This is a genomic window from Kribbella sp. NPDC104740, from assembly GCF_055583505.1.
This window is the reverse complement of sequence record NZ_JBVJNV010000002.1, coordinates 350,202-373,343: the sequence shown is the minus strand read 5'-3', so window position 1 is coordinate 373,343 and position 23,142 is coordinate 350,202. Positions and strand designations below refer to the sequence as shown.

The 23,142-nt window shown below is 70.3% G+C and carries 22 protein-coding genes; 9 read left to right on the top strand and 13 right to left on the bottom strand.

Features of this window, described 5'->3' with window-relative positions; genetic code table 11:
* Positions 1-80: 80 nt before the first annotated feature.
* Entirely contained in the window at positions 81-914 is an 834-nt protein-coding gene (locus tag ACZ6Z4_RS11370; protein WP_465561583.1) for a hypothetical protein, read from the bottom strand.
* The gene (locus tag ACZ6Z4_RS11365) at positions 911-1,462 is read right to left on the bottom strand and encodes a SigE family RNA polymerase sigma factor (protein ID WP_465561581.1); all 552 of its coding nucleotides are present in this window, start codon (positions 1,460-1,462) and stop codon (positions 911-913) included. Before ACZ6Z4_RS11365 ends, ACZ6Z4_RS11370 begins: the two co-directional genes overlap by 4 nt.
* 189 nt (positions 1,463-1,651) lie before the next feature.
* On the opposite strand from ACZ6Z4_RS11365, the gene whiA reads away from it, so the two are divergent.
* The 6 genes from whiA (at position 1,652) to ACZ6Z4_RS11335 (ending at position 6,545) form a co-directional block, all read left to right on the top strand.
* Positions 1,652-2,635 (top strand): DNA-binding protein WhiA, encoded by a 984-nt coding sequence (gene whiA / locus ACZ6Z4_RS11360; RefSeq protein ID WP_184794734.1) that lies wholly within the window; start codon positions 1,652-1,654, stop codon positions 2,633-2,635.
* 205 nt (positions 2,636-2,840) lie between these two features.
* Entirely contained in the window at positions 2,841-3,845 is a 1,005-nt protein-coding gene (gene gap / locus ACZ6Z4_RS11355; RefSeq protein ID WP_465561578.1) for a type I glyceraldehyde-3-phosphate dehydrogenase, read from the top strand.
* Positions 3,846-3,930: 85 nt separating this feature from the next.
* A complete protein-coding gene (locus ACZ6Z4_RS11350; protein ID WP_465561576.1) occupies positions 3,931-5,133 on the top strand; it encodes a phosphoglycerate kinase in 1,203 nt (400 codons plus the stop codon).
* A complete protein-coding gene (tpiA, locus tag ACZ6Z4_RS11345) occupies positions 5,133-5,942 on the top strand; it encodes a triose-phosphate isomerase (RefSeq protein WP_465561573.1) in 810 nt (269 codons plus the stop codon). The genes ACZ6Z4_RS11350 and tpiA overlap by 1 nt, the downstream gene beginning before the upstream one ends.
* Positions 5,939-6,172, top strand: a complete 234-nt coding sequence (gene secG / locus ACZ6Z4_RS11340; protein WP_077013974.1) for a preprotein translocase subunit SecG — start codon at positions 5,939-5,941, stop codon at positions 6,170-6,172. Before tpiA ends, secG begins: the two co-directional genes overlap by 4 nt.
* Positions 6,173-6,185: 13 nt before the next feature.
* A complete protein-coding gene (locus ACZ6Z4_RS11335; protein WP_363674072.1) occupies positions 6,186-6,545 on the top strand; it encodes an RNA polymerase-binding protein RbpA in 360 nt (119 codons plus the stop codon).
* A gap of 28 nt (positions 6,546-6,573) precedes the next feature.
* On the opposite strand, the gene ACZ6Z4_RS11330 is transcribed toward ACZ6Z4_RS11335, so the two are convergent.
* On the bottom strand, positions 6,574-7,404 hold the full coding sequence (locus tag ACZ6Z4_RS11330) for an isocitrate lyase/PEP mutase family protein (RefSeq protein WP_465561570.1): 831 nt from the start codon (positions 7,402-7,404) through the stop codon (positions 6,574-6,576).
* 145 nt (positions 7,405-7,549) lie between these two features.
* Between ACZ6Z4_RS11330 and ACZ6Z4_RS11325 the strand changes: the two genes are divergently transcribed.
* The gene (locus ACZ6Z4_RS11325) at positions 7,550-8,755 is read left to right on the top strand and encodes a CopD family protein (RefSeq protein WP_465561568.1); all 1,206 of its coding nucleotides are present in this window, start codon (positions 7,550-7,552) and stop codon (positions 8,753-8,755) included.
* Here ACZ6Z4_RS11325 and ACZ6Z4_RS11320 read toward each other — a convergent pair.
* From ACZ6Z4_RS11320 to tkt, 7 genes are read right to left on the bottom strand one after another with little or no spacing between them, the layout of a single operon-like run.
* Positions 8,752-9,636, bottom strand: coding sequence for a hypothetical protein (locus ACZ6Z4_RS11320; RefSeq protein WP_465561566.1), 885 nt, complete (start codon positions 9,634-9,636; stop codon positions 8,752-8,754). The genes ACZ6Z4_RS11325 and ACZ6Z4_RS11320 overlap by 4 nt on opposite strands.
* 22 nt (positions 9,637-9,658) lie before the next feature.
* A complete protein-coding gene (pgl, locus tag ACZ6Z4_RS11315) occupies positions 9,659-10,411 on the bottom strand; it encodes a 6-phosphogluconolactonase (protein ID WP_465561564.1) in 753 nt (250 codons plus the stop codon).
* On the bottom strand, positions 10,408-11,610 hold the full coding sequence (locus tag ACZ6Z4_RS11310) for a glucose-6-phosphate dehydrogenase assembly protein OpcA (protein ID WP_465561562.1): 1,203 nt from the start codon (positions 11,608-11,610) through the stop codon (positions 10,408-10,410). Before ACZ6Z4_RS11310 ends, pgl begins: the two co-directional genes overlap by 4 nt.
* The gene (gene zwf, locus ACZ6Z4_RS11305) at positions 11,607-13,157 is read right to left on the bottom strand and encodes a glucose-6-phosphate dehydrogenase (protein WP_465561559.1); all 1,551 of its coding nucleotides are present in this window, start codon (positions 13,155-13,157) and stop codon (positions 11,607-11,609) included. Before zwf ends, ACZ6Z4_RS11310 begins: the two co-directional genes overlap by 4 nt.
* The gene (locus ACZ6Z4_RS11300; protein WP_465561557.1) at positions 13,154-14,767 is read right to left on the bottom strand and encodes a glucose-6-phosphate isomerase; all 1,614 of its coding nucleotides are present in this window, start codon (positions 14,765-14,767) and stop codon (positions 13,154-13,156) included. Before ACZ6Z4_RS11300 ends, zwf begins: the two co-directional genes overlap by 4 nt.
* Complete coding sequence (gene tal / locus ACZ6Z4_RS11295) at positions 14,764-15,873, bottom strand: transaldolase (RefSeq protein WP_465561555.1); 1,110 nt, start codon at positions 15,871-15,873, stop codon at positions 14,764-14,766. The genes ACZ6Z4_RS11300 and tal overlap by 4 nt, the downstream gene beginning before the upstream one ends.
* A 28-nt stretch (positions 15,874-15,901) precedes the next feature.
* The gene (gene tkt, locus ACZ6Z4_RS11290) at positions 15,902-18,079 is read right to left on the bottom strand and encodes a transketolase (RefSeq protein WP_465561553.1); all 2,178 of its coding nucleotides are present in this window, start codon (positions 18,077-18,079) and stop codon (positions 15,902-15,904) included.
* A gap of 272 nt (positions 18,080-18,351) precedes the next feature.
* Between tkt and ACZ6Z4_RS11285 the strand changes: the two genes are divergently transcribed.
* The gene (locus ACZ6Z4_RS11285) at positions 18,352-19,326 is read left to right on the top strand and encodes a heme o synthase (RefSeq protein ID WP_465561551.1); all 975 of its coding nucleotides are present in this window, start codon (positions 18,352-18,354) and stop codon (positions 19,324-19,326) included.
* A gap of 197 nt (positions 19,327-19,523) precedes the next feature.
* Positions 19,524-20,564, top strand: coding sequence for a ScyD/ScyE family protein (locus ACZ6Z4_RS11280; RefSeq protein WP_465561549.1), 1,041 nt, complete (start codon positions 19,524-19,526; stop codon positions 20,562-20,564).
* A gap of 63 nt (positions 20,565-20,627) precedes the next feature.
* Here the strand turns inward: ACZ6Z4_RS11280 and ACZ6Z4_RS11275 are convergent, their stop codons facing one another.
* Genes ACZ6Z4_RS11275 through ACZ6Z4_RS11265 form a run of 3 tightly spaced genes read right to left on the bottom strand, consistent with a single transcriptional unit; the run spans position 20,628 to position 23,110 of the window.
* A complete protein-coding gene (locus tag ACZ6Z4_RS11275) occupies positions 20,628-21,557 on the bottom strand; it encodes a COX15/CtaA family protein (protein ID WP_363674094.1) in 930 nt (309 codons plus the stop codon).
* A gap of 27 nt (positions 21,558-21,584) precedes the next feature.
* The gene (locus ACZ6Z4_RS11270; RefSeq protein ID WP_465561546.1) at positions 21,585-22,367 is read right to left on the bottom strand and encodes an ABC transporter permease; all 783 of its coding nucleotides are present in this window, start codon (positions 22,365-22,367) and stop codon (positions 21,585-21,587) included.
* 17 nt (positions 22,368-22,384) lie between these two features.
* Positions 22,385-23,110, bottom strand: a complete 726-nt coding sequence (locus ACZ6Z4_RS11265) for an ABC transporter ATP-binding protein (protein ID WP_363674098.1) — start codon at positions 23,108-23,110, stop codon at positions 22,385-22,387.
* Positions 23,111-23,142 lie beyond the last annotated feature (32 nt).

Below are 23,142 nucleotides of genomic sequence, written 5' to 3'. Positions count from 1 at the left end.
GCGGCCCCGAACCCCTCAGATCGGGGCCGGCCGGATTCAGCGTCGTGGGACGGGCCGGCTCAGCGCCGGCCCGCGTGCGCTCAGCGCTTCGGGAAGACCGGGGCGCGCTCGGCCGGCTTGCCGCCGGGGACGCCGACCTGGTCGTTCTGGAACGGGTTCGCGTTGAAGCGGGCGACCTCGCGGCCCTGGGCGTCGGAGAAGATCGCCCAGATCGGCGCCGACGGGTCGCCGACCGCCGTCCGGCGCGAGGACCACAGGAAGAAGCCGTCGTTGACCACGGCCGGCGTCAGCGCGCCGTCGGCGGTCTTGAAGTCGACCTTGCTCACCCCGGCCGGGACGACGCCCTTCGAGCCGTTGCCGTCGGCCCAGACGACGTACGCCTTGTCGGCGGTCACCGCCTGGCGCTGGTAGTCGTCCTTCGGGCCGGTGCTCGCGCTGTTGTCCAGGCAGTAGGCGAAGCGCTGCCGGTCGGGGGAGACCAGGACGGCCTGGAACCAGCTGCCGGCGCCCTGGGAGACCGCGACCTTCCAGCTGTCGATCGAGTCCGAGCCGCCGCCGGCCTGGCCGACGCTGCGCCGGTACTGGCTGTCGGCGGCCGAGCAGCGCTCGAGCACCTGGGCGTCGCTCAGCCCGATCTTGCCGGGGAGGACCTCGCCGGTCTTGGCGTCGACGGTCACCGTGTCGGCCGGAAGGCCGAGCCCGGCGGCCGGGGTGTCGTCGCCGCCCTGGCCGGGCAGCACGGCGACCGCCGTGGCGACACCGGCGACCGCGACCGCGCTCAGCGCGACGGCACCGAACCGGCGGACCCGCTGGCTCTTGCGGCCGCGACGAAGCACGTCGTCGACGGTGTGCCGCATCGGCTCGGCCGAGTCGTCGGCCGCCGAGTCCAGCAGGTCCTTGATGTCGCTGCTCATGACAGCACCCCTTCGTTGTCGTTGATCGCGGCCGCGTCGTCGCCGTCGCCTGTCACCAGGTCGGGCCGGTTCAGCTGCTCGCGCAGTGCGGTGAGACCGCGGGAGGTCTGGCTCTTGACCGCGCCGGTGCCGATGCCGAGCACCTGCGCGGTCTCCTCGATGCTGAGGTCGGCGTAGTGCCGCAGGACCACGCAGGCCCGCTGCCGCTCCGGCAGCCCGGCCAGCGCCTGCACCACCGCGAGCCGCTCGTCGACGGCGCCGGAGTGGTCGGCCAGCGAGCGGTCCGGCACCGAGTCCTCGGAGAACTCCCGGCGCCAGGGCCGCTTGGCCTGGTCGAGCACCACCGACACCACCGCGCGGTGCGCGTAGGTGGTCAGCCCCGCCGTGTGGTCGAGCCGGTCCCACGCGCGGTAGATCCGGACCAGGGCGTCCTGGGCCGCATCCTCGGCGCGGTGCCAGTCACCGCACATCAGGTACGCCGTACGGCGCAGGCGGCGCAGAGCCGCTGACGCGAACTCCGTGAAGTCCGCCTCACTGCGTCGTCGCATCCGTGCTCCTCCCGTGGCTGTCGGAAGAGGAACGACAGCCGTACCCCGAAAGGTTGCCACGAACCTCGGGGCAATCGCGTAACACCGGTCCGGGTGGGGACGTTGAACCCGGGGGAACACCTGGCCCGCGGCGATGGTTGGTCCGATTACCGGGCGAGGGTCTTTGACAGCAGTGGGAGGATTTCGTACATGGCGATGACAGCACAGGTGAAGTCCGAGCTGACCAGCATCCAGGTCACCAAACCCTGCTGCCGCAAGGCCGAGGTCTCCTCGGTCCTGCGCTTCGCGGGCGGGCTGCACCTCGTCTCCGGCCGGATCGTGGTGGAGGCCGAGCTGGACAGCGCCCGGGCCGCCCGCCGGCTGCGCAAGGACATCGCGGAGATCTTCGGCCACCCGTCCGAGGTGGTGGTGATCTCGCCGTCCGGGATCCGCAAGCAGACCAAGTACGTCGTCCGCGTGGTCCGCGACGGCGACGCGCTCGCCCGGCAGACCGGCCTGGTCGACAACCGCGGCCGTCCGGTCCGGGGGCTGCCGCCCGCGGTGGTCTCCGGGGCGTCCTGCGACGCCGTGGCGGCCTGGCGCGGTGCCTTCCTGGCCCACGGGTCGCTGACCGAGCCGGGGCGCTCCTCGTCGCTCGAGGTGACCTGCCCGGGACCGGAGGCCGCGCTCGCGCTGGTCGGTGCCGCGCGGCGGCTCGGGATCGGGTCGAAGGCGCGCGAGGTGCGCAACGTCGACCGCGTGGTGATCCGCGACGGCGACGCGATCGGCGCGCTGCTCACCCGGCTGGGTGCGCACGAGTCGGTGCTGGCCTGGGAGGAGCGCCGGATGCGCCGCGAGGTGCGCGCGACCGCGAACCGGCTGGCCAACTTCGACGACGCCAACCTGCGGCGTTCGGCGCGGGCCGCTGTCGCCGCCGGTGCGCGGGTCGAGCGGGCGCTGGAGATCCTCGGGAACGACGTACCGGACCACCTGCAGGTGGCGGGCAAGCTCCGGCTGGAGCACAAGCAGGCCAGCCTCGAGGAGCTCGGCCAGCTGCACGAGCCGGCGCTGACCAAGGACGCGGTCGCCGGCCGGATCCGCCGCCTGCTGGCGATGGCCGACAAGCGGGCCTCCGACCTGGGCATCCCGAACACCGAGGCCAACCTGACCCCGGAGATGCTCGACCCGGCCTGATCGTCACCAGTGGGACTACTGGTATTCATGCGGCGGCCCCGGGAACTCCCCGGGGCCGCTGTGCGTGTGGTGGTCTGGTCCGGTGGTCCTTGCGGACCTCGGGGTGGTCTCATGTGGACGCTACCAGTGGAGCAAGTGGGCTGTTGGGCTAGTGTTTCGGCTGTAGCGGCAGTGCTCGACAGCTAGTTCAAGGAGACGTAGTCCCGTGACCGTACGCGTAGGTATCAACGGCTTCGGCCGGATCGGCCGTAACTTCTTCCGCGCCGTGCAGGCGTCCGGTGCCGACATCGAGGTCGTCGCCGTCAACGACTTGACCGACAACCAGACCCTGGCCCACCTGCTGAAGTACGACTCGATCCTGGGCCGCTTCCCGGGCGACGTCACCGCGACCGACGACGACATCACCGCCGCCGGCCACACCTTCAAGGCGTTCGCCGAGCGCGACCCCGCCAACCTGAAGTGGTCCGACGTCGGCGCCGACATCGTGATCGAGTCGACCGGCTTCTTCACCGACGCCACCAAGGCCAAGACGCACGCTGACAACGGCGCCAAGAAGGTCATCATCTCCGCCCCGGCGAAGAACGAGGACCTGACCGTCGTGATGGGCGTCAACCACGAGCTGTACGACGCCGACAAGCACACCGTCATCTCGAACGCCTCCTGCACCACGAACTGCCTCGCCCCGATGGCCAAGGCCATCCACGACGCGTTCGAGATCCAGCAGGGCCTGATGACCACGGTCCACGCCTACACCCAGGACCAGAACCTGCAGGACGGTCCGCACAGCGACCTGCGTCGCGCCCGCGCCGCCGCGCTGAACGTGGTCCCGACCTCGACCGGTGCCGCCAAGGCGATCGGCCTGGTCATGCCCGAGCTCAAGGGCAAGCTCGACGGTTACGCGCTGCGGGTCCCGATCCCGACCGGCTCGGCCACCGACCTGACCGTCAACGTCGGCCGGGAGACCACCGCCGAAGAGGTCAACGCCGCCGTCAAGGCCGCGGCCGAGGGCGCCCTCAAGGGCTACCTGCGCTACACCGAGGACCCGATCGTGTCGAGCGACATCGTCACCGACCCGGCCTCCTGCATCTTCGACGCCGGCCTGACCAAGGTGATCGGCAACCAGGTCAAGGTCGTCGGCTGGTACGACAACGAGTGGGGCTACTCCAACCGCCTCGTCGACCTGGTCACCTACGTCGGCGCCTCGCTCTGACGTTCTTCCTTTCCACAGCTTGCGTCCGGACGGCCTGACGGCCACTCCGGGCGCAAGCCTGTTTCGACAGAGGACCTGAGAACCTGTGAAGACCATCGAAGATCTCGGCGACGTGGCCGGCCTGCGGGTGCTGGTCCGCTCCGACCTGAACGTGCCGATCAAGGGCGACCAGATCGGCGACGACGGCCGGATCCGCGCCTCGGTGCCGACCCTGCTGAAGCTGGCCAAGGCCGGCGCCAAGGTGATCGTGACCGCGCACCTGGGCCGCCCGAAGGGCACGCCGAACCCGGAGTTCACCCTCGCCCCGGTTGCGAAGCGGCTCGGCGAGCTGCTCCAGCCCGAGGGCGTCAAGGTGCACTTCGCCACCGACGTCACCGGCGAGAGCGCCCAGGAAGCCGTCCAGGAGCTGGACGAGGGCGAGGTGCTGCTGCTCGAGAACGTGCGCTACGACCCGCGCGAGGAGAGCAAGGACGAGGCCGAGCGTGCCGCTCTGGCCGACGAGCTGGCCGGGCTGGCCGACGTGTTCGTCAGCGACGGCTTCGGTGTCGTGCACCGCAAGCAGGCCAGCGTGTACGACGTCGCCCGCAAGCTCCCGCACGCCGCCGGCGGCCTGGTGCTGGCCGAGGTCGAGGTGCTGAAGAAGCTCACCGAGGAGCCCGCCCGCCCGTACGTCGTGGTGCTCGGCGGCGCGAAGGTGTCGGACAAGCTCGCGGTGATCGACAACCTGCTGGCCAAGGCCGACAAGCTGCTGATCGGTGGCGGCATGGTCTTCACCTTCCTCAAGGCCCAGGGCCACGAGGTCGGCAAGAGCCTGCTCGAGGACGACCAGCTCGACACGGTCAAGGGCTACCTGGAGACCGCGAAGGCCAAGGGCGTCGAGATCGTGCTGCCGACCGACATCGTGGTGGCGCCGGAGTTCAAGGCCGACGCGCCCGCGACCGTGGTCGCCGCCGACGCGATCCCGGCCGACCAGCTCGGTCTCGACATCGGCCCGGACTCCGGCCAGGCGTTCGCCGCCGAGATCGCCGCGGCCAAGACCGTCTTCTGGAACGGCCCGATGGGGGTCTTCGAGATGGAGGCGTTCGCCGGCGGAACCAAGGCGGTGGCCGCCGCGTTGACCGAGGTGGACGGACTCAGTGTCGTCGGAGGTGGCGACTCGGCCGCCGCCGTACGGCAGCTGGGCTTCGCCGACGACCAGTTCGGGCACATCTCCACCGGGGGTGGCGCGTCGCTGGAATACCTGGAGGGCAAGGAGCTCCCGGGTCTCGCTGTGCTGGAAGAGGACTGATGGCTGACACTGCTGCCCGGACGCCGTTGATGGCGGGCAACTGGAAGATGAACGTCAACCACGTCGAGGCCGTGCACCTGCTGCAGAAGCTGAGCTGGACGCTGCAGGACAAGAAGCACGACTTCGAGCGGGTCGAGGTGGCGGTGCTGCCGCCGTTCACCGACATCCGCAGCGTGCAGACGCTCGTCGACGGCGACCGGATGAAGATCGTCTACGGCGCGCAGGACGTGTCCGTGCACGACGAGGGCGCCTACACCGGCGAGATCTCGGCCGCGATGCTGACCAAGCTGGGCTGCACCTACGTCCTGGTCGGTCACTCCGAGCGCCGTCAGTACCACGGTGAGAACGACGCGCTGGTGAACGCGAAGGCGACCAAGGCGCTGGCCGCCGGCCTGACCCCGATCGTCTGCGTCGGCGAGGGCCTGGAGATCCGCAAGGCCGACGGTCACGTCGAGCACTGCGTGAACCAGATCGACGGCGCGCTGGCCGGCCTGAAGGCCGACGACGTGCGCAAGCTCGTGATCGCCTACGAGCCGGTCTGGGCGATCGGCACCGGCGAGGTCGCGACCCCGGAGGACGCGCAGGAGGTCTGCGCGGCGATCCGGGCCCGGCTGGAGACGACCTACTCGCCGGCCGTTGCCGATTCGGTGCGGATTCTGTACGGCGGGTCGGTGAAGATGAGCAGCGCAGGTGGCATCATGGCCCAGCCGGACGTCGACGGCTGCCTGGTCGGGGGAGCGAGCCTCAAGGTGGACGAGTTCGCCGGTATCTGCCGTTACCTGGACCTTCAGTTAGGCTACTCCTCGTGATTCTCGCTTTTCAGATCGTCGTCGTCATCTGCAGCCTGATCCTGACGCTGCTCGTGCTGCTGCACAAAGGCCGCGGAGGTGGCCTTTCCGACCTGTTCGGTGGTGGGGTGTCGTCCAGCCTGGGCGGATCCTCGGTCGCCGAGCGGAACCTGGACCGGATCACGATCGGGGTCGGTCTGATCTGGTTCGCGGCCATCGTCGCGCTCGGCCTCCTCTACAAGCTCGGCTGAGGCAGGCGTAGTCGTGGCTGGTAGTGGTGGCGCCATTCGTGGCAGCAGGGTCGGAGCAGGACCGATGGGCGAGGCGGAGCGCGGTGAGTCCGCGCCCCGGCAGCGGATCGTGTTCTTCTGCGCCAACGGCCACGAGACCGCGACGGTGTTCGCGGTCGAGGCGGCCATCCCGGAGGCGTGGGACTGTCCGCGGTGCGGTCTTCCGACCAGCACCGACGTGAACAACCCCCCGCCGCCCCCGAAGATCGAGCCGTACAAGACGCACCTGGCGTACGTGAAGGAACGGCGCAGCGAGCAGGAGGCCGCCCAGATCCTCGAAGAGGCCCTGGAACGCCTGCGCACCCGTCGCGCCAACGGCGAGATCATCTTCTAGCCGGTCGTCGCCGACACCCGGGTGGCCCTCAGTGGGCCGCCCGGGTGTTCGCGTTGCCGTACCTCGCGAACAGCTGGTTGAGCTCGCCCTGCGGGATCTGCTGCTCGGCGAACGTGATGGTGCCCTGGTCTCGCAGTTCCTCGGCAGCTCGCCGTACGAACCCGAGCGCGGCCCGCGCGATGCTCCCACCGAGGCTGATCCGCGTCACCCCGAGCTCCTGCAGCTGCCCGACGGTCAACGTCGACGTGCCCAGCCCGATCACCACGTTCAGTGGTCCGTCGATCTCCCGGACCAGCAGCCTCAGCTGCTCCAGGTCGGTCACCCCCGGCACGTACAGGCAGTCCGCGCCGGCCTCCCGGAACAGGTTCGCCCGGCGGATCGAGTCCGCCAGGGGAGTGGGCGCACCGAGCAGCTGCCCGTCCGTGCGCGCGGTCAGCACGAAGTCCGGCCCGGCCGCCTCCCGCGCGGCCACGATCCGCTCGACCGACAGCTGCTCGTCGTACAGCTCGCGTCCGTCGTAGTCCTCGATGTTCCCGCCGGCCAGCCCGACCTCGCGAGCGCGGCGGATCGTGCCCGCGACGTCCTCCGGCCGCGCGCCGTACCCGTCCTCCAGATCCCCGTTCACCGGTACGCCGACCGCGCGGGTGATCTCCTCGATCCGCTCGAACATCACGTCGGCCGGCACCGCCGGCGCGCCCGCGGGCAGCGTGTGGTCACCGGCGCCGAGCGAGAACGCGATCCCCGCGCTGGTCGTCGCCAGCGCCGGGAACCCGGCCTCGGCGAGCACGATCGCGCTCCCGGCGTCCCAGGCGTTCGGCATCACGAAGGCACCGCTGTGCAGCTCCCGAAAGGTCGTCATCCGGCCATCCTGCCCGAGCCTCGCTTCGGCCCCGGCCGAAAGGTGTCCACACTCTGGATGTAATGGTGGATACAAGAGATGGTTTGCTTGTAACTTTCGGTACCGCCGTTTCCCGCCTGGATCCGGCGCTTCGAAGGAGGCCCTCGTGGCACTGTTGGTCGAGGTGGCGTACACCTACCCCCAGCTCTGGCGAATCCTGACCAAGTCCTGCTACTTCCTGAGTACCGGTCTGGCCGGCGGCAGCGTCCTGTTCCACACCTTCGTCCTGCGGCCCACGCTGAAGCGGAGCGGCTCGGAGGCCGACCGCCGCGTGCTGCGGAACCGCTCGGCGATCCTGCTCGCGATCGCCGGGACCGCGCTGCTGCTCGCGACGTACCCGCAGTTCGCCGGCAAGGTCACCCGCGCCACCAAGGGCATGGAGTTCTCCGAGGGGATGGCGCCGTCGGCGATCTGGGACTACCTGCAGACCGCGGCACTCAAGAACGCCTGGTGGTTCTCCGGCGTCACCGCCGGGCTGCAGGCGCTGATCTACAGCCTCGGTGCGCTGCTGCTGATGAGCCTGTTCCTGAAGCCGGTCCGCCGGTACGTCGACAAGATCGCGGGCGTCGGCGTCGTGGTGATCCTGGTCGCCGCGCTGTTCCTGATGGTCCCGAGCCGCCCGGCCGACCTCGAGGCGGCGTACTTCGCCAGCCACCTGGTCACCACCCTGCACCCGTACGCCGGCGGCTTCTGGATCGGCGCGCTGATCGTGCTGTCCGGGCTCGCTCTGAGCCGCAAGCAGTTGGCCCAGGACACCGGTGGGCTGATCTGGGCATCGGTGTGGCAGCGGTTCAGCATCATGGCGCAGGTCTGCGTGACGGTGCTGCTGGTCTCCGGCCTGCTCGAGGCCTGGATGGCAGTCGGGTCGGTCTCGGTGGGCGACATCCTGTCCACGACGTACGGCAAGTACCTGCTGCTCAAGGTGCTGCTGGTGTTCTCGATCCTCGGGCTCGGCGCGTTCAACGAGGCCGTGCTGCTGCCGAAGATCGCGCGGGTGCGCGCCGCGGGTGACCGGCGCGGTCTGTTCCACCTGGTGCTCGGGCACTTCCCGAAGGTGGTGCTGATCGAGTCGGTGCTCGGCCTCGGCGTGCTCGCGGTGATGCCGTTCCTGAACGGCTCGGCCCGCGAGGAGGTCGGCCTGGAGGCGGACCCGCCGCCGACCGGTGGCGTCGCGCTGGCGATGGTGCTGCTGTTCGTCGCGCTGGTGGTGTCGTTCGTGGCCCGCTTCCAGATCCAGAAGGCGATCGAGGCGCGGGCCGAGGGCCGGACCGCCGAGCCGGAGCCCGAGGTCGAGGCCGCCGAGGTCGGCTAGAACGCCGCGACCAGCCGGGCGACGGCGGCCTGGGCCTTCGGGCCGTTCACCAGGTCGGCGTCGCCCTCGGTCCCGGGCGTGTTCCAGTACAGGTAGAAGCTCGGCGCCGTCTTCAGCGTCTTCAGGTACGCCGTCTCGCGGTCGATGGTCGCGGCCCGCTGGGCGTCGCTCTTGGATCCCTTGAAGCCGCGCTCGGTCAGGCCCCACTTGGTCGAGGCGCCCGGCGTCTCGAGCACCAGCTCGTCGTACCAGCGCTGGTGGCCCTTGTGCTCGGACAGGATCGCGGTCGCCGGCTGGGTGCCGCCGCTGTAGGTGTCAGCGCCGTAGAAGTCCGCCGCCACCCGCCACGGCTTCGGGTCCTTGGTGGATTTCGGATGACCCCACTGATAGGCCATCGCGGAATAGCCGACCTTGACGCCGGGATTCACGGCTTTCATCGTGGCCCGAACCCGCTGAAAGGCTTTCGCGAAGACCGGGCCGGACATGTCGTCCTCCGGCTCGTGGTACCAGATGAAATAAGTTTCGGGTTTGTTCTTCAACCATTCCGCGAGCTCGCGGAATCGCGCGTCGTACGCACCGGTGCCGGTTTTCGCCGGGTCGGTCTTGATGCTGACGAACGGGATCAGCCCGGCCGTCCAGGACCTCTTCGCCACGGCGTCGTACTTCTTCCGCAGGTCGACGGTGGGTTTCTGCACGCCGTCGACGAACTCTCTCGTCGCCTGCACGCCGGGGTAGCGCTTGCCCAGCTCGGCGGGCGCGGTTTTGTCGTGCACACCCATGAGAATGCTGGTCGCGGCCTGGACGTCGTCGCCGCCGGAAACGGCGAATGCCGTCACGGCCAGGGTCAATCCGGACGTGACGGCAATCAGGCGTTTGAACATGCCGCGGAGCTTACACCGCGAATTACTTGATTTTTGAAGCGGCGGCGGCGTCGAGCAGCCACAAAGTGCGGGAATTCCCCTGCGGCGTCGCCGCAGGAACGTCGCCACCGGACAAGGCCGTCCGGACGGCGTCCGCCTTGTCGTCACCCGACACCACGAACCACACCTCGGCCGCCCAGGCCAGCGCCGGGAAGGTCAGCGAGACCCGCGTCGGCGGCGGCTTGGGGGAGTCGTGCACGGCCACCGCGGAGGTGTCGTCGACGGCGAGTTGCGGGAAGCCGGGGAAGAGCGAAGCCACGTGCCCGTCGGGCCCGACGCCCAGCATCAACAAGTCGAAAGCTGGTACTTCGCCCGACGCTGTGGCGGCAGCCGCCAGTTGCTCGGCGTACGCCGTCGCTGCTGCCTCTGGGCCTTGACCGGTGTCGGCCGCCATCTCGTGCACCTTGGCCGGGTCCACCTCGACCTTCGACAGCAGCGCCTCCCAGGCCTGAGTGGCGTTCCGGTCGGCGTGACCCTCGGGCAGGAACCGCTCGTCACCCCACCAGAACTCGACCCGCTGCCAGTCGATCGCCGCCCGGGCGGGGGACTCGGCCACCGCCCGGTACACGGCAGCGGCCACCCGCCCACCGGTCAGTACGACGTGCGCCACCCGGCCGTCGGCCTGGACGTCGATCAGCCGCGTCACGAACCGCGCCGCGACGGCCGCGACCAGCGCGTCGGCGTCGGGCGCGACCAGCACGGCCGGCGCGCCCGCGCCGCTCACCTCGTCGGTCATGAGCGCCCGGCCACCCGCTTGCCGGTGGCCTTCTTGGCCGCGGCCTTCTTGGTGGTCGCCTGCTTGGCCGCCGGTGCCTTCTTGCGGGCCGACTTCGCCGCGGCGCTCGTCTTCTTCGCCGCCGCCTTCTTGGCCGCGGCCTTCGGGGCAGGCTTCTTCGCGTCCGCCGCGTGCGCCTCCAGCGCCGTCGAGGCCGCCTTGCCGCTCACCGCCGCCGTCCGGACCGCCGCCTTCTCGGCCGCGGACTGCGCCGACCGGCGATCCGCCGCGCTGACCTTCTTCGCGTCGGCCGGCATCGCCTCCCGCTCGACCATGCAGGCCAGCGTCTGCGCGTACACGTCGTCCGGGTCGAGCCGCCGCAGCTCCTCGCTGAGCAGCTCGGACGGCGTACGGCGCTTGAGCGCGACCGGACGGTCCGGCTGACCCGGCACGCTGAACGTGGCGATCGCCCCGTCCGGCCGGCTCAGCTCGATCGGGCCGGCCGGCGTGAACAGCCGGACGGCGGTCAGACCCGGGCCGCGCGAGTTCTTCTGCTCGACCGCGACGCCGAGCTTGCACTGCAGCCACGCGGCCATCAGGTCGGCGCTCGGGTTGCCCTTGGCCGACACGACCTCCGCGCCCGTGACGTGCGCCGGGTACTGGTCCAGGGCCGCCGCCATCAGCGCGCGCCACGGCGTCAGCCGCGCCCACGCGAAGTCGGTGTCACCCGGCTGGTAGCCCTCGGCCCGGGCCGAGAAGTCCACCGAGGCCCGCCGCGTCGCCGCGGCGTCGGTGACCCGGCGCCGGCCGAGCTTGCCCAGCGGGTCGGTGGCGGGCACCTTCGGCCCACCGCCCGGCCACCAGACGATGACGGGGGAGTCCGGGAGCAGCAGCGGTGTCACGACCGACTCGGGCACCTTCGCGAGCTCGCCGTGCAGCCGCAGCAGCACCGCCTCACCCGGGACGCCCTCGCCGACGCGGACCTCGGCGTCCAGCCCGCCGTCGCCGCGGCCGGGCCGCAGGATCGCGACCAGCACCCGCGACGGGTGCTCGCGGCCGGCCTCGTTCGCGGCCTTCATCGCGTCGTGGTGGGACGCCTCGTCGACGACGACCACGATCGTGCCGACCATGCCCATCGCCGGCGAGCCCGCGTTGCGGCGGGCCTTGATCAGGGCCGACGCGATCTCGCTCGACGTCGTACCGGTCAGGTCGATGATCATGGCCGCCTCCAGGCGCGTCCGTCGCGGGCGAGCATCTCGTGGGCGGAGTCCGGGCCCCAGTCACCGGAGGCGTACTGCTCCGGCTGGCCGTGCTCGGCCCAGTAGTTGATCACCGGGTCCAGGATCTTCCAGCCCAGCTCGACCTCGGTGTGCTGCGGGAACAGCGGCGGGTCGCCGAGCAGCACGTCCAGGATCAGCCGCTCGTAGGCCTCCGGGGAGGACTCGGTGAACGACCCGCCGTAGGCGAAGTCCATGTTCACGTCGCGGATCTCCATCATCGTGCCCGGCACCTTGGCGCCGAACCGCATCGTGATGCCCTCGTCGGGCTGGATCCGCATCACCAGGGCGTTCTGGCCCAGCTCCTCGGTCTCGGTCTTGGTGAACGGCAGGTGCGGTGCGCGCTTGAACATCACCGCGACCTCGGTCACCCGGCGGCCGAGCCGCTTGCCGGTCCGCAGGTAGAACGGGACGCCCGCCCAGCGGCGGGTGTCGACGTCGACGCGCATCGCGGCGAAGGTCTCCGTGGCGGAGTCCTTCGGGATGCCGTCCTCCTGCAGGTAGCCCTTGACCTTGCTGCCCCCGGCCCAGCCGGCGGCGTACTGGCCACGGGCGGTGTGCAGGTCGAGACGGTCCGGCAGCTTGACGGCCGCCAGCACCTTCTTCTTCTCCTGCCGCAGCGACCAGGCGTCGAAGCTGACCGGCTCCTCCATCGCGACCAGCGCGAGCAGCTGGAGCAGGTGGTTCTGGATCACGTCCCGGGCCGCGCCGATGCCGTCGTAGTACCCGGCCCGGCCGCCGATGCCGATGTCCTCGGCCATCGTGATCTGGACGTGGTCGACGTAGTGGCTGTTCCAGACCGGCTCGAACATGGCGTTGGCGAACCGCAGCGCCAGCATGTTCTGGACGGTTTCCTTGCCCAGGTAGTGGTCGATCCGGAAGACCGCCTCGGGCGGGAAGACCGACTCGACGACCTGGTTCAGCTCACGGGCGCTCTTCAGGTCGTGGCCGAACGGCTTCTCGATCACCACCCGCCGCCAGGACCCCGGGGTCTCGTCGGCCAGGCCGTGCTGCTTGAGCTTCTCGACCACCTGCGGGAACAGGCCCGGCGGGATCGACAGGTAGAACGCGTGGTTGCCGCCGGTACCGCGGTTGACGTCCAGCTCGTCCACGGTCTCCCGCAGCCGCTTGAACGCCTCGTCGTCGGTGAGGTCACCCGGAACGAACCGGAAGCCCTCGGCCAGCTGCTGCCAGACCTCCTCGCGGAACGGCGTCCGCGCGTGCTCCTTGACGGAGTCGTGGACGATCTGCGCGAAGTCCTGGTTGGTGAAGTCGCGCCGGGCGAACCCGACCAGGGCGAAGCCCGGGGGCAGCAGCCCCCGGTTCGCCAGGTCGTAGATGGCCGGCATCAGCTTCTTGCGGGCCAGGTCGCCCGTGACTCCGAAGATCACCAGGCTGGAGGGCCCGGCGATCCGGGGGAGCCGCCGGTCCTGGGGATCCCGGAGCGGGTTCACCGGACCGGTCGGCTCTTCAGTGAGTTCAGCGGTCATTTGCCGCCAGCCTCCGACTTGTCGTGGGCGTCGAGTAGGTGGATCAGTTGCTGTACGCCGGCCTGCGCGTCGGTCAGGTGCAGCCGCAGCACCGGGCGGCCGCGCTCGGCGAGCACCCCGGCGTCACCCGCGGCCTGCGCGGAGATCAGCGTGCCGAAGCTGAACGGCCGGTCCGGGATCTCCACGTCGGCGGTCTCCGAGGTGGTGATCTGCAGGAACACGCCCTGCGGGTGGCCGCCCTTGTGGTACTGGCCGGTCGAGTGCAGGAAGCGCGGGCCCCAGCCGAAGGTGACCGGGCGACCGGTCTTCGCCGCGAGCGCCGGGCGGATCGCCATCAGGCTCTCGTCGCGCTCGGAGTCCAGGTAGGCCATCACGGCCAGGTACCCGTCGTCGGCGAGCCGGCCGAGCAGCGCGTCGAGCGCGCCCTCGGCCGTGTCGACACCGTCGAGCAGACCGTCGGTGCCGCGGACCTCGATGGAACCGTCGGTGAACGCCGCGGGCTCAGGCTCGGGCTGCGCGTCGAGCAGACCACGCGCGGCCTTCTTGGCGCTCTCCACGTCGGGCTGGTCGAACGGGTTGATCCCGAGCAGGTACCCGGCGACCGCGGTCGCCGTCTCCCAGAGCAGGAACTGCCCGCCGAGCGGACCCGACGTGAGAGCGGTCGGTACGTCGCTGTTGGCCTTGTCGGCCAGCAGCGCGTGGACCAGGTCGGACGCCGTGCTGTGCAGCTCGGGCGCGTGCACGCCCTTCACCGCGACCGGCAGCACACCCTTGCCGTTCTTGCCGGTGCTCTCGGCGATCAGCTGCTCGGCCCAGTCCGGGAAGCCGACGATGTCGGACCCCTCGGCCGCGATGATCGCCTTGTCCCGGCCCGCGCTCGCCGCCAGGACGGCGCCCAGGATCAGCGCCGGGTTGTCGGCGGAGTCGGCCTGCAGCGCCGGTGCCGCCTCGGCCGCCTGGTCGAGCAGCTCGGCCACGTCCGCGCCGGCCAGCGCCGACGGGACCAGACCGAACGCCGTCAGCGCGCTGTAGCGCCCACCGACGTGCGGGTCGGCCAGGAAGGTCTTGCGGTAGCCCTCGTCGGCCGAGAGCTTCTCGAACGGCGATCCCGGGTCGGTGACGACGACGACCCGCGAGGAAGCGTCGATGCCCGCGTCGGTGAAGGCCTTCACGAAGACCCGGCGCTGGCTGTCGGTCTCGACCGTGCCGCCGGACTTGCTGGAGACGACGATCACCGTGCGCTGCAGGTCCCCGGCCAGGGCCCGGGCGATCACGCTCGGGTTGGTGGAGTCCAGCACGACCAGCTCGACGCCGGCCGTCCGGGTGATCACCTCCGGCGCGAGCGACGAGCCGCCCATCCCGGCCAGGACGATCCGGTCCAGGCCCTCGGCCCGCAGGTCGGCCTGCAGGGCCTCGATCTCGGCCAGCAGCGGCCGGGACGAGTCGTGCAGGTCGACCCAGCTGAGCCGGATCGCCGACTCCGACTCGGCCTCCGGACCCCAGATGGTGGCGTCCTTCGCGGCGATCCGGGAGGCGATCTTCTCCGACACCAGCCGGTCGATCGTCGCCGCCCAGTCGCCGTTGGCGGTGCTGACTGCGGGAGTGCTCACTTGGCCGCCGCCTTGAGGGCCGCGGTGACGGTGTTCTGCAGCTCCGACCAGGAGGCGTCGAACTTGCTGACACCTTCGTCCTCGAGCAGCTGCACGACCTCGTCGTACGAGATGCCCAGCTTCTCCAGGTCGGCGATCACCTTGCGGTCGCCGGCGTAGTCGCCGCGCACGGTGTCACCGGTGATCTCGCCCTCGGCCGCCACCGCGTCGATCGTTGCCTGCGGCATCGTGTTGACGACGCCGGCGGTGACCAGCTGCTCGACGTACATGGTGCTCTTGTACGCCGGGTCCTTGACGCCGGTCGAGGCCCACAGCGGCCGCTGCGGCTTGGCACCGGCGGTCTCGATCTCGCGCCAGCGGTCCGAGGCGAAGATCTCCTCGTACGCTTCGAACGCGAGCCGTGCGTTGGCGATCCCGGCCTTGCCCTTCAGGGCCTTGGCCTCGTCGGTCCCGATGGCGTCGAGTCGCTTGTCGATCTCGGTGTCCACCCGGCTGACGAAGAAGGACGCGACGCTGGCCAGCTTGGTCACGTCGTGCCCGTTGTCGAGGGCCTTCTCCAGGCCGGTCAGGAACGCGTCCGCGACCGCCTTGTAGCGCTCGAGGGAGAAGATCAGCGTCACGTTCACGCTGATCCCGGCGGCCAGCGTCTCGGCGATCGCCGGGATGCCTTCCTTGGTGGCCGGGATCTTCACGAAGACGTTCTCGCGGCCGACGATGTCCCAGAGCAGCTTGGCCTGCTCGATCGTCTTCGCGGTGTCGCGGGCCAGACCCGGCTCGACCTCGATCGAGACCCGGCCGTCGACACCGTCGGTGTCGTCGTACACGGGCTTGAACAGGTCCGCGGCGTCCCGGACGTCGTCGGTGGTGATGACGCGGATCGCCTGGTCGGTGGAAACCCCCTCGTTCGCGAGGCGGGTGACCTGCTCGGCGTAGGCGCCGGCGTCCGAGATCGCCTTGGCGAAGATCGTCGGGTTCGTGGTCACCCCGCTCACGTGCTGGTCGTGGATCAGGGTGGCCAGGCTGCCGCTGGTCAGCCGCTGACGGGAGAGATCGTCGAGCCAGATCGAGACGCCGGCGTCGGCGAGGTCTTTCAAACGGTCGTTCATTGTCCGAAGCCTCCGAAATTCTGGGTTGTCAGTTGGCGGCGTAGGTGTCCGCCGGACCGACCGGTCCGGCCGCGGCACGTCCTGCCGGTACACCGCTGCCACCGAGCTCGGCTGCCGCGGCAATGCTGTCCTTCGCGGCCTGTACGACGGCCTCGGCGGTGATGCCGAACTCCGAGTACAGCCGCTTGTAGTCGGCCGAAGCGCCGTAGTGCTCCAGGCTGACACTGCGCCCGGCGTCGCCGACGATCTCGCGCCAGCCGAGCTTGATCCCGGCCTCGACCGAGACCCGGGCCTTCACCGCCGGCGGGATCACCGAGTCGCGGTAGGCGTCGTCCTGCTCGTCGAACCACTCCCGCGAGACCAGCGAGACGACCCGGGCCTTGATGCCCTCGTCGGCCAGCTTGGCGCGGGCCTCGACGGCCAGCTGCAGCTCCGAACCGGTCCCGATCAGGACCACGTCCGGCGTACCGTCGGTGTCGAGCAGCGTGTACCCGCCCTTGTGCACGTTCTCGGTCGTCGCGTAGCCGTCGGTCCCGCGCGGGAAGGTCGGCACGTTCTGCCGGGTCAGCACCAGGCCGGCCGGGCGGTCGGTGTGCTCCAGGATCTGCGCCCAGGCGGCGGCGGTCTCGTTCGCGTCGGCCGGGCGGACCACGTCCAGGCCCGGGATCGCGCGCAGCGCGGCCAGGTGCTCCACCGGCTGGTGGGTCGGGCCGTCCTCGCCGAGACCGATCGAGTCGTGGGTCCACACGTAGGTGACCGGCAGCTTCATCAGCGCGGCCAGCCGGACGGCCGGGCGCATGTAGTCGCTGAAGACCAGGAACGTGCCGCCGTACGGGCGGGTGCCGCCGTGCAGGGCGATGCCGTTCAGCACCGAGCCCATGCCGTGCTCACGGATACCGAAGTGCAGGACCCGGCCGTACTCGTCGCCCTGGAACTCCTTGGTGGCGTGCTCGGCCGGGATGAACGACGGCTGGCCCTTGGGAGTGGTGTTGTTCGAGCCCGCGAGGTCGGCCGAACCGCCCCACAGCTCCGGCAGCTCCGGCGTGACCTTGGTCAGCACCTCGCCGGACGCGGCGCGGGTGGCGACACCCTTGGCGTCGGCCTCCCAGCTCGGCAGCGCGTCCTTCCAGCCGGCCGGCAGCTCACGCTTCGAGAGCCGGTCCAGGAGGGCGGCCTGCTCGGGAGCGGCCGTGCGCCACGCGTCGTACTTGGTGGTCCACTCGGCCTCGAGCGCCTTGCCGCGCTCGACCAGTTGACGGGTGTGCGCGATCACGTCGTCGGCGACCTGGAAGGACTGCTCCGGGTCGAAACCGAGCACCTCCTTGGTGGCCGCGACCTCGGCGGCCCCCGCGGCCGAGCCGTGGATCTTGCCGGTGTTCTGCGCGTTCGGCGCCGGCCAGCCGATGATGGTGTGCAGCCGGATGAAGGTCGGCTTGTCGGTCACCGCGTGCCCGGCCTCGATCGCGTCGTACAGGGCCTGGACGTTCTCCTCGTACCCGGTGCCGCCGTTGGTCCAGTCGACGTCGTGCACGTCCCAGCCGTACGCCGCGTAGCGGGCGGCGACGTCCTCGGAGAACGCGATGTTGGTGTCGTCCTCGATGGAGATCTTGTTCGCGTCGTAGATCACCGTCAGGTTGCCGAGCTTCTGGTGCCCGGCCAGCGACGAGGCCTCGGAGGACACGCCCTCCTCCAGGTCACCGTCGGAGGCGATCACGTAGATGTTGTGATCGAACAGACTCTCGCCCTTGGCGCTCTCGGGGTCGTACAGACCGCGCTCGCGGCGGGCCGCCATCGCCATGCCGACCGCGTTGCCGACACCCTGGCCGAGCGGGCCGGTGGTCGTCTCGACACCGGGGGTGTGGCTGTACTCCGGGTGGCCGGGCGTCGCGCTGCCCCAGGTGCGCAGCGACTTGAGGTCGTCCAGCTCGAGGCCGAAACCGCCCAGGTACAGCTGGATGTAGAGGGTCAGGCTGGAGTGCCCGGCCGAGAGGACGAAACGGTCGCGGCCGGTCCAGTGCGGGTCGGCCGGGTTGTGCCGCATCACCTTCTGGAACAGCAGGTACGCGGCCGGCGCGAGGCTCATCGCCGTTCCCGGGTGGCCGTTGCCGACCTTCTCCACGGCGTCCAGCGCGAGGACCCGTACGGTGTCGACCGCGCGCTGGTCGACATCGGTCCATTCAAGCTTGCTGCTGGTCTTCTCCGTCACGCCGACGGCGCTCCTCTCGATGGCAACTTCCTGGGGCACAGATGATCGTTGCGAGCCTACTCGCCAGCCTCCTGATCACCCTTCATCCCTGGCAACCCGGATGTCGTAACTGTTGTTCCCAAGTGTGTAACCAGTCTTGTTGTCTGCTAGGTCACCAGCACCCGTCAACTGACTGCGGCAGGGGCCGGTTCGGCACCTCCTACGGGCCGTCGTAGACTCTCTAACCGTCAGCGCCGGTCCCCGGCGTCAACCCCACTGAGTTCGAGGTGTTCGTGACGGCCGTCGACCCGCGTCCAGCCGCGACGACGTCGTACCCGGCGCCGCTGCCGACCGAGACCGCTCCCCATGAGGTGCCCGGCCCGTCGGTACGCGACGTGATCAAGGCGTACGTCGGACTGACCAAGCCGCGCATCATCGAGCTGCTGCTGATCACCACCGTGCCGGTGATGTTCCTGGCCGCCGGGGGAGTCCCCGGGCTGGGCGTCGTCGCCGCCACCCTGGTCGGCGGGATCCTCGCCTCCGGCAGCGCGAACACCATCAACTGCGTGCTCGACCGCGACATCGACGAGCAGATGCGCCGCACGAGGCGCCGCCCGCTGCCCCGGCACGCGGTCAGCCCCCGCTCCGCGATGGTCTTCGGCATCGTCCTCGGCGTCCTCGCGACGCTGGAGCTCGGCTTCTTCGTCAACTGGCTGTCGTCGGTGCTCGCCCTGGTGGCGAACCTGTTCTACGTCTTCGTCTACACGATGGTGCTGAAGCGCCGTACGGTCCAGAACATCGTCTGGGGCGGTATCGCCGGTTGCTTCCCGACCCTGATCGGCTGGACCGCCGTCACCAACGAGCTCGCCTGGACCCCGCTGGTCCTCTTCGGCGTCGTCTTCCTCTGGACGCCCCCGCACACCTGGGCCCTGGCGATGCGCTACCGCGAGGACTACGCCTCGGTCGACGTCCCGATGCTCCCGGTGGTGGCCACACCGGTCCAGACCGCCCGCCAGATCGCGGTCTACAGCGTCCTGATGGTCATCACGTCCCTGGCCCTGTGGCCGGTCGCCGACACCGGCTTCGTCTACCCGCTGGCCGCTGTCGTCCTCGGTGTCGTGTTCCTGCGAGAGGCCTTCGCACTGCTTTCCCGCGCCCACACCGGCGCCGAAGGTGCCGCGTTGCGCCCCATGCGCCTCTTCCACTTCTCCAACATCTACCTGGCTCTGCTGTTCATCGCGGCTGCGATCGACCCGCTGCTGCACTGATCCACTGGTTGCTGTCGGCACCCGTGCGTGAGCGCAGAGTCCTCCCGTTGACCTGATGGGTTTGCGGTGCTGCCATGGGGTGGTCTGTGGAGCGGTACTCCACCCTGGGGAGGCAGGACACTAGGGGGAAACTAGTGGGGGTAGCAAAAGCACGTCTGGCTGCTGTTTCGGCGGCCGTGCTGGTGGGGTCGGTGCTGGTGGCGGCTCCGGCTGAGGCGTCGGGGGCGAACTGGCTCAAACCCGTGGTGACGGGAGTGGACTCACCGCGCGGGGTGTCGACGTTCTGGTCGAAGGTCATCTACAGCACCGGTGACGGCTCGGTCTGGGAGGCCTGGTCCAGCGGGAAGAAGATCCGCAAGCTCGGTACGGTCCCCGGTGGTTTCGCACCCGCCATCGACACCAACGTCTGGGGTACGACGTACGCGCTGACCGGAGCCGGCGGGGAGCCGGGTGCACCGCTTACACCGGGCGCGGCGACGCTCTACAAGCTGTGGCCCGGCCACGCGCCGATCAAGGTCGCCGACATCGGTAAGTACCAGCTGAAGGACCCCGACCCGGACGACCAGGAAGGGCAGCCGACCGAGAGCAACCCGTTCGGGGTCGCGGCGCTGCGGGACGGGACGGTGCTGGTCGCGGACGCCGCGGGCAACGACCTGCTGCGGGTCTGGCCGAACGGGCACATCAAGACCGTCGCCCGGCTGAAGCCGCGGATGGTCAAGACCCCGGCCGGCTACCCGCCGCCGCCGGACTTCCCGCCGGCCGGTACGCCGGTCAACAGCGAGGCGGTCGCCACGTCGGTCACGGTCGGCTCCGACGGCTACTGGTACGTCGGCGAGCTGCGCGGCTTCCCGGCCACGCCGGGCACGTCGCAGATCTGGCGGATCAAACCGGGCTCGGTGGGCGCGGTCTGTGACCCGTACAAGCCGTACAAGGGCAACTGCCAGCGCTGGGCGGACGGCTACACGTCGATCGTCGACCTGGCCGGTGGGCCGCGCGGTGCGATCGCCGCCGTTCAGCTGGCCCGGGACAGCTGGCTGCGCTGGGAGGTCAGTGGTCAACCGACCGCTGTCGGCTCGCTGATCGTCCAGTGGCCGAACAAGTGGCACTACGGCGGTCCCCGCAAGGAAGTGGCCCGCGGCAAGCTCCAGCTGCCGGGCGGTGCCGCGTGGAGCAGATGGGGCGAGCTGTACGTCTCGTCGCCCGTCTTCGGTCCAGGAGCCATCTACCGCGTGCACTAGCGGCTCCCTGATCAGCCCGGGGCGTCCGGCCGTCTCACCCGACCGGACGCCTCGGGTGCTGTCCTACGTCGCAGGCGTACCGCGTTCGCCGTACACCGCTGTCACCAGCGCGATCAGTACGGCGGCGAAGAACATGTGGATGAGCACCAGCACCCACGGCAGCCCGGTGAAGTACTGGGTGAAGCCGACGACGCCCTGCAGCAGCTCCATCGCCAGCAACCAGGCCGCGAGCTTGCGCAGCGTCCGCGAGGTGGCGGTGACGCGGGTCGCGATCACCAGCGCGATCGTCACGCCGAGCAGTGCGAACACCACGTCCGCGTGCAGCTGGCTGATCAGCTCCTCGTCGAAGCCGTTGCGGCCGGTCTCGGGATCACCCGAGTGCGGGCCGGCGCCGGTGACAAGGGTGCCCAGGGCAACGGCCAGCCAGACCGCCACCACCGAAGCGGTCGCGAGCGCACGCACCACCGGGGGAGTGTGGGGATAAGGACTCGTTCGCGAGCGCCGCATCATCGACACGGTCAAGGTGATGATGATCGGCGAGACCAGGAAGTGCGCGGAGACGATCCACGGGTTCAGCCCGGTCAGCACGCTGATGCCGCCGATGACGGCCTGCAGCGGTACGCCGAGCGCGGCCGCGGTCGCGAGCCGGCGCAGGTCCTTGCGCTTGGGCCGGTACCGCATCACCGCCAGCCAGGTCCCGATCGCCACCACCGCGACGACGAACCCGAGCATCCGGTTGCCGAACTCGATCGCGCCGTGCATCCCGAGCTCCGGGTGCGGCACGTACGACGAGTCGGTGCACTGCGGCCAGGTCGGGCAGCCCAGGCCGGAGCCGGTCAGCCGGACCAGACCACCGGTCACCACGATGCCGATGTTGACGATCACGGACGCCCAGCCCCAGCGCCGGACGACGTCCAGGCTCGGCTCGGGGATCAGTCGCCAGAATCCGGTGACGGGCGGCTCGGTGGCGGGGGCCGGGGTCTCGGTGCTCATCACCGGCACACTCTAATGTGCACCGTTTCAGTCCCAGCGGAAGGTCCGGGACACCAGGTACCCGAGCACCGCCGCCCACAGCGTCAGCGACAGCACAGCGGCCCAGGGGATGACTCCCTGCACAGTCGAGTGCGCGAACCCGTTGGCCAGTGCAGCACTCGGCAGCAGCCGGACGACGCCCTGCATGCCTTCCGGGTACTCGTCGACCGGCGTCATGATCGCGCCGCCGACCAGCAGCAACAGGTAGAGCAGGTTGGCCGCAGCCAGCGTCGCCTCGGCCCGCAGCGTCCCGGCCATCAGCAGCCCGAGCGACGCGAATGCCGCCGTACCGCACAGGACCATCAGCACGATCCCGACGACCGCGTCGACACCACCGTTCGGCTTCCACCCGAGCGCGAACCCGGCGCCGATCAGAACGACCAGCTGGATCAGCTGGATGGCCAGCACCGAGGCGATCTTCCCGGCGAGCAGACCGGTCCGGGACAGGGGAGAGGCGCCGAGGCGCTTGATCACGCCGTACCGGCGCTCGAAGCCGGTGGCGATCGCCAGTGACGTGAACGAGCTCGACAGCACAGCCAGCGCCAGCACCCGCGGTACGGCGAGGTCGACAGCGCGACCCTCACCGAGTGGCAGGCGGTCGCCAAGACCAGTGCCGCCCAGCAACAGCAGGAGCCCCAGCGGGATCACCAGCGCCAGCAGCAGCTGCTCGCCGTTGCGCAGGAGCAGCCGGAACTCCATCTGCGCGTGCGCCAGCACCTTGCGCGGCCAGGGCGCCGAGCCAGGTCGCGGAGCGTAGGTCGTCACTGGCATGTCCGGCATGGTCCTGCTCACTTCGTCTCCCGGGCGGGCGGCGCCGTCAACGCCAGGTATACGTCTTCGAGGGTCTTGGCGCCGTGCTCGGTGAGAGCGTCCGGGCTGCCGGAAGCGATCACCTTGCCGGCCGACAGCACGTGCACCTGGTCGGACAGCTGCTCGGCCTCGTCCATCGCGTGCGTCGTCAGTACGACGGTGACGCCGTCCTCGCGCAGGTCGCGGATCAGCTGCCAGATCTCCCGGCGCCCGTGCGGGTCCAGGCCGGTGGTCGGCTCGTCCAGGAACGCGATCTCCGGGCGCCCGACGATGGCCAGCGCCAGCGACAGCCGCTGCTTCTGCCCGCCCGACAACCGCCGGTACGGCGTCTTGCCGCAGGTCCCCAGATCCAGGCGCTCGACCAGCGCCGGCAGGTCGAGCGGGTGCGCGTGCAGCGACGCGGCGTACCGGAGCATCTCCAGCGCGCGGACGCCGGACCAGGCGCCGCCCTCCTGCAGCATCACGCCGATCCGCGGCATCAGCTCGTCGTGGTCGGCGACCGGGTCGAGCCCGAGCACCCGGACCGCGCCGGAGTCCGGCCGCCGGAAACCCTCCAGGGTCTCCACGGTCGTCGTCTTGCCGGCCCCGTTGGGGCCGAGCACGGACGTGACGGTTCCGCCGGTTACGGTGAGAGTGAGGCCGTCGACAGCGGTCTTCTCGCCGTACCGGACGACTAGGTTGTCGATCTCCACCGCGACTGGCACGTGTGCAGTGTAGGAAACGAACCGACGTGACG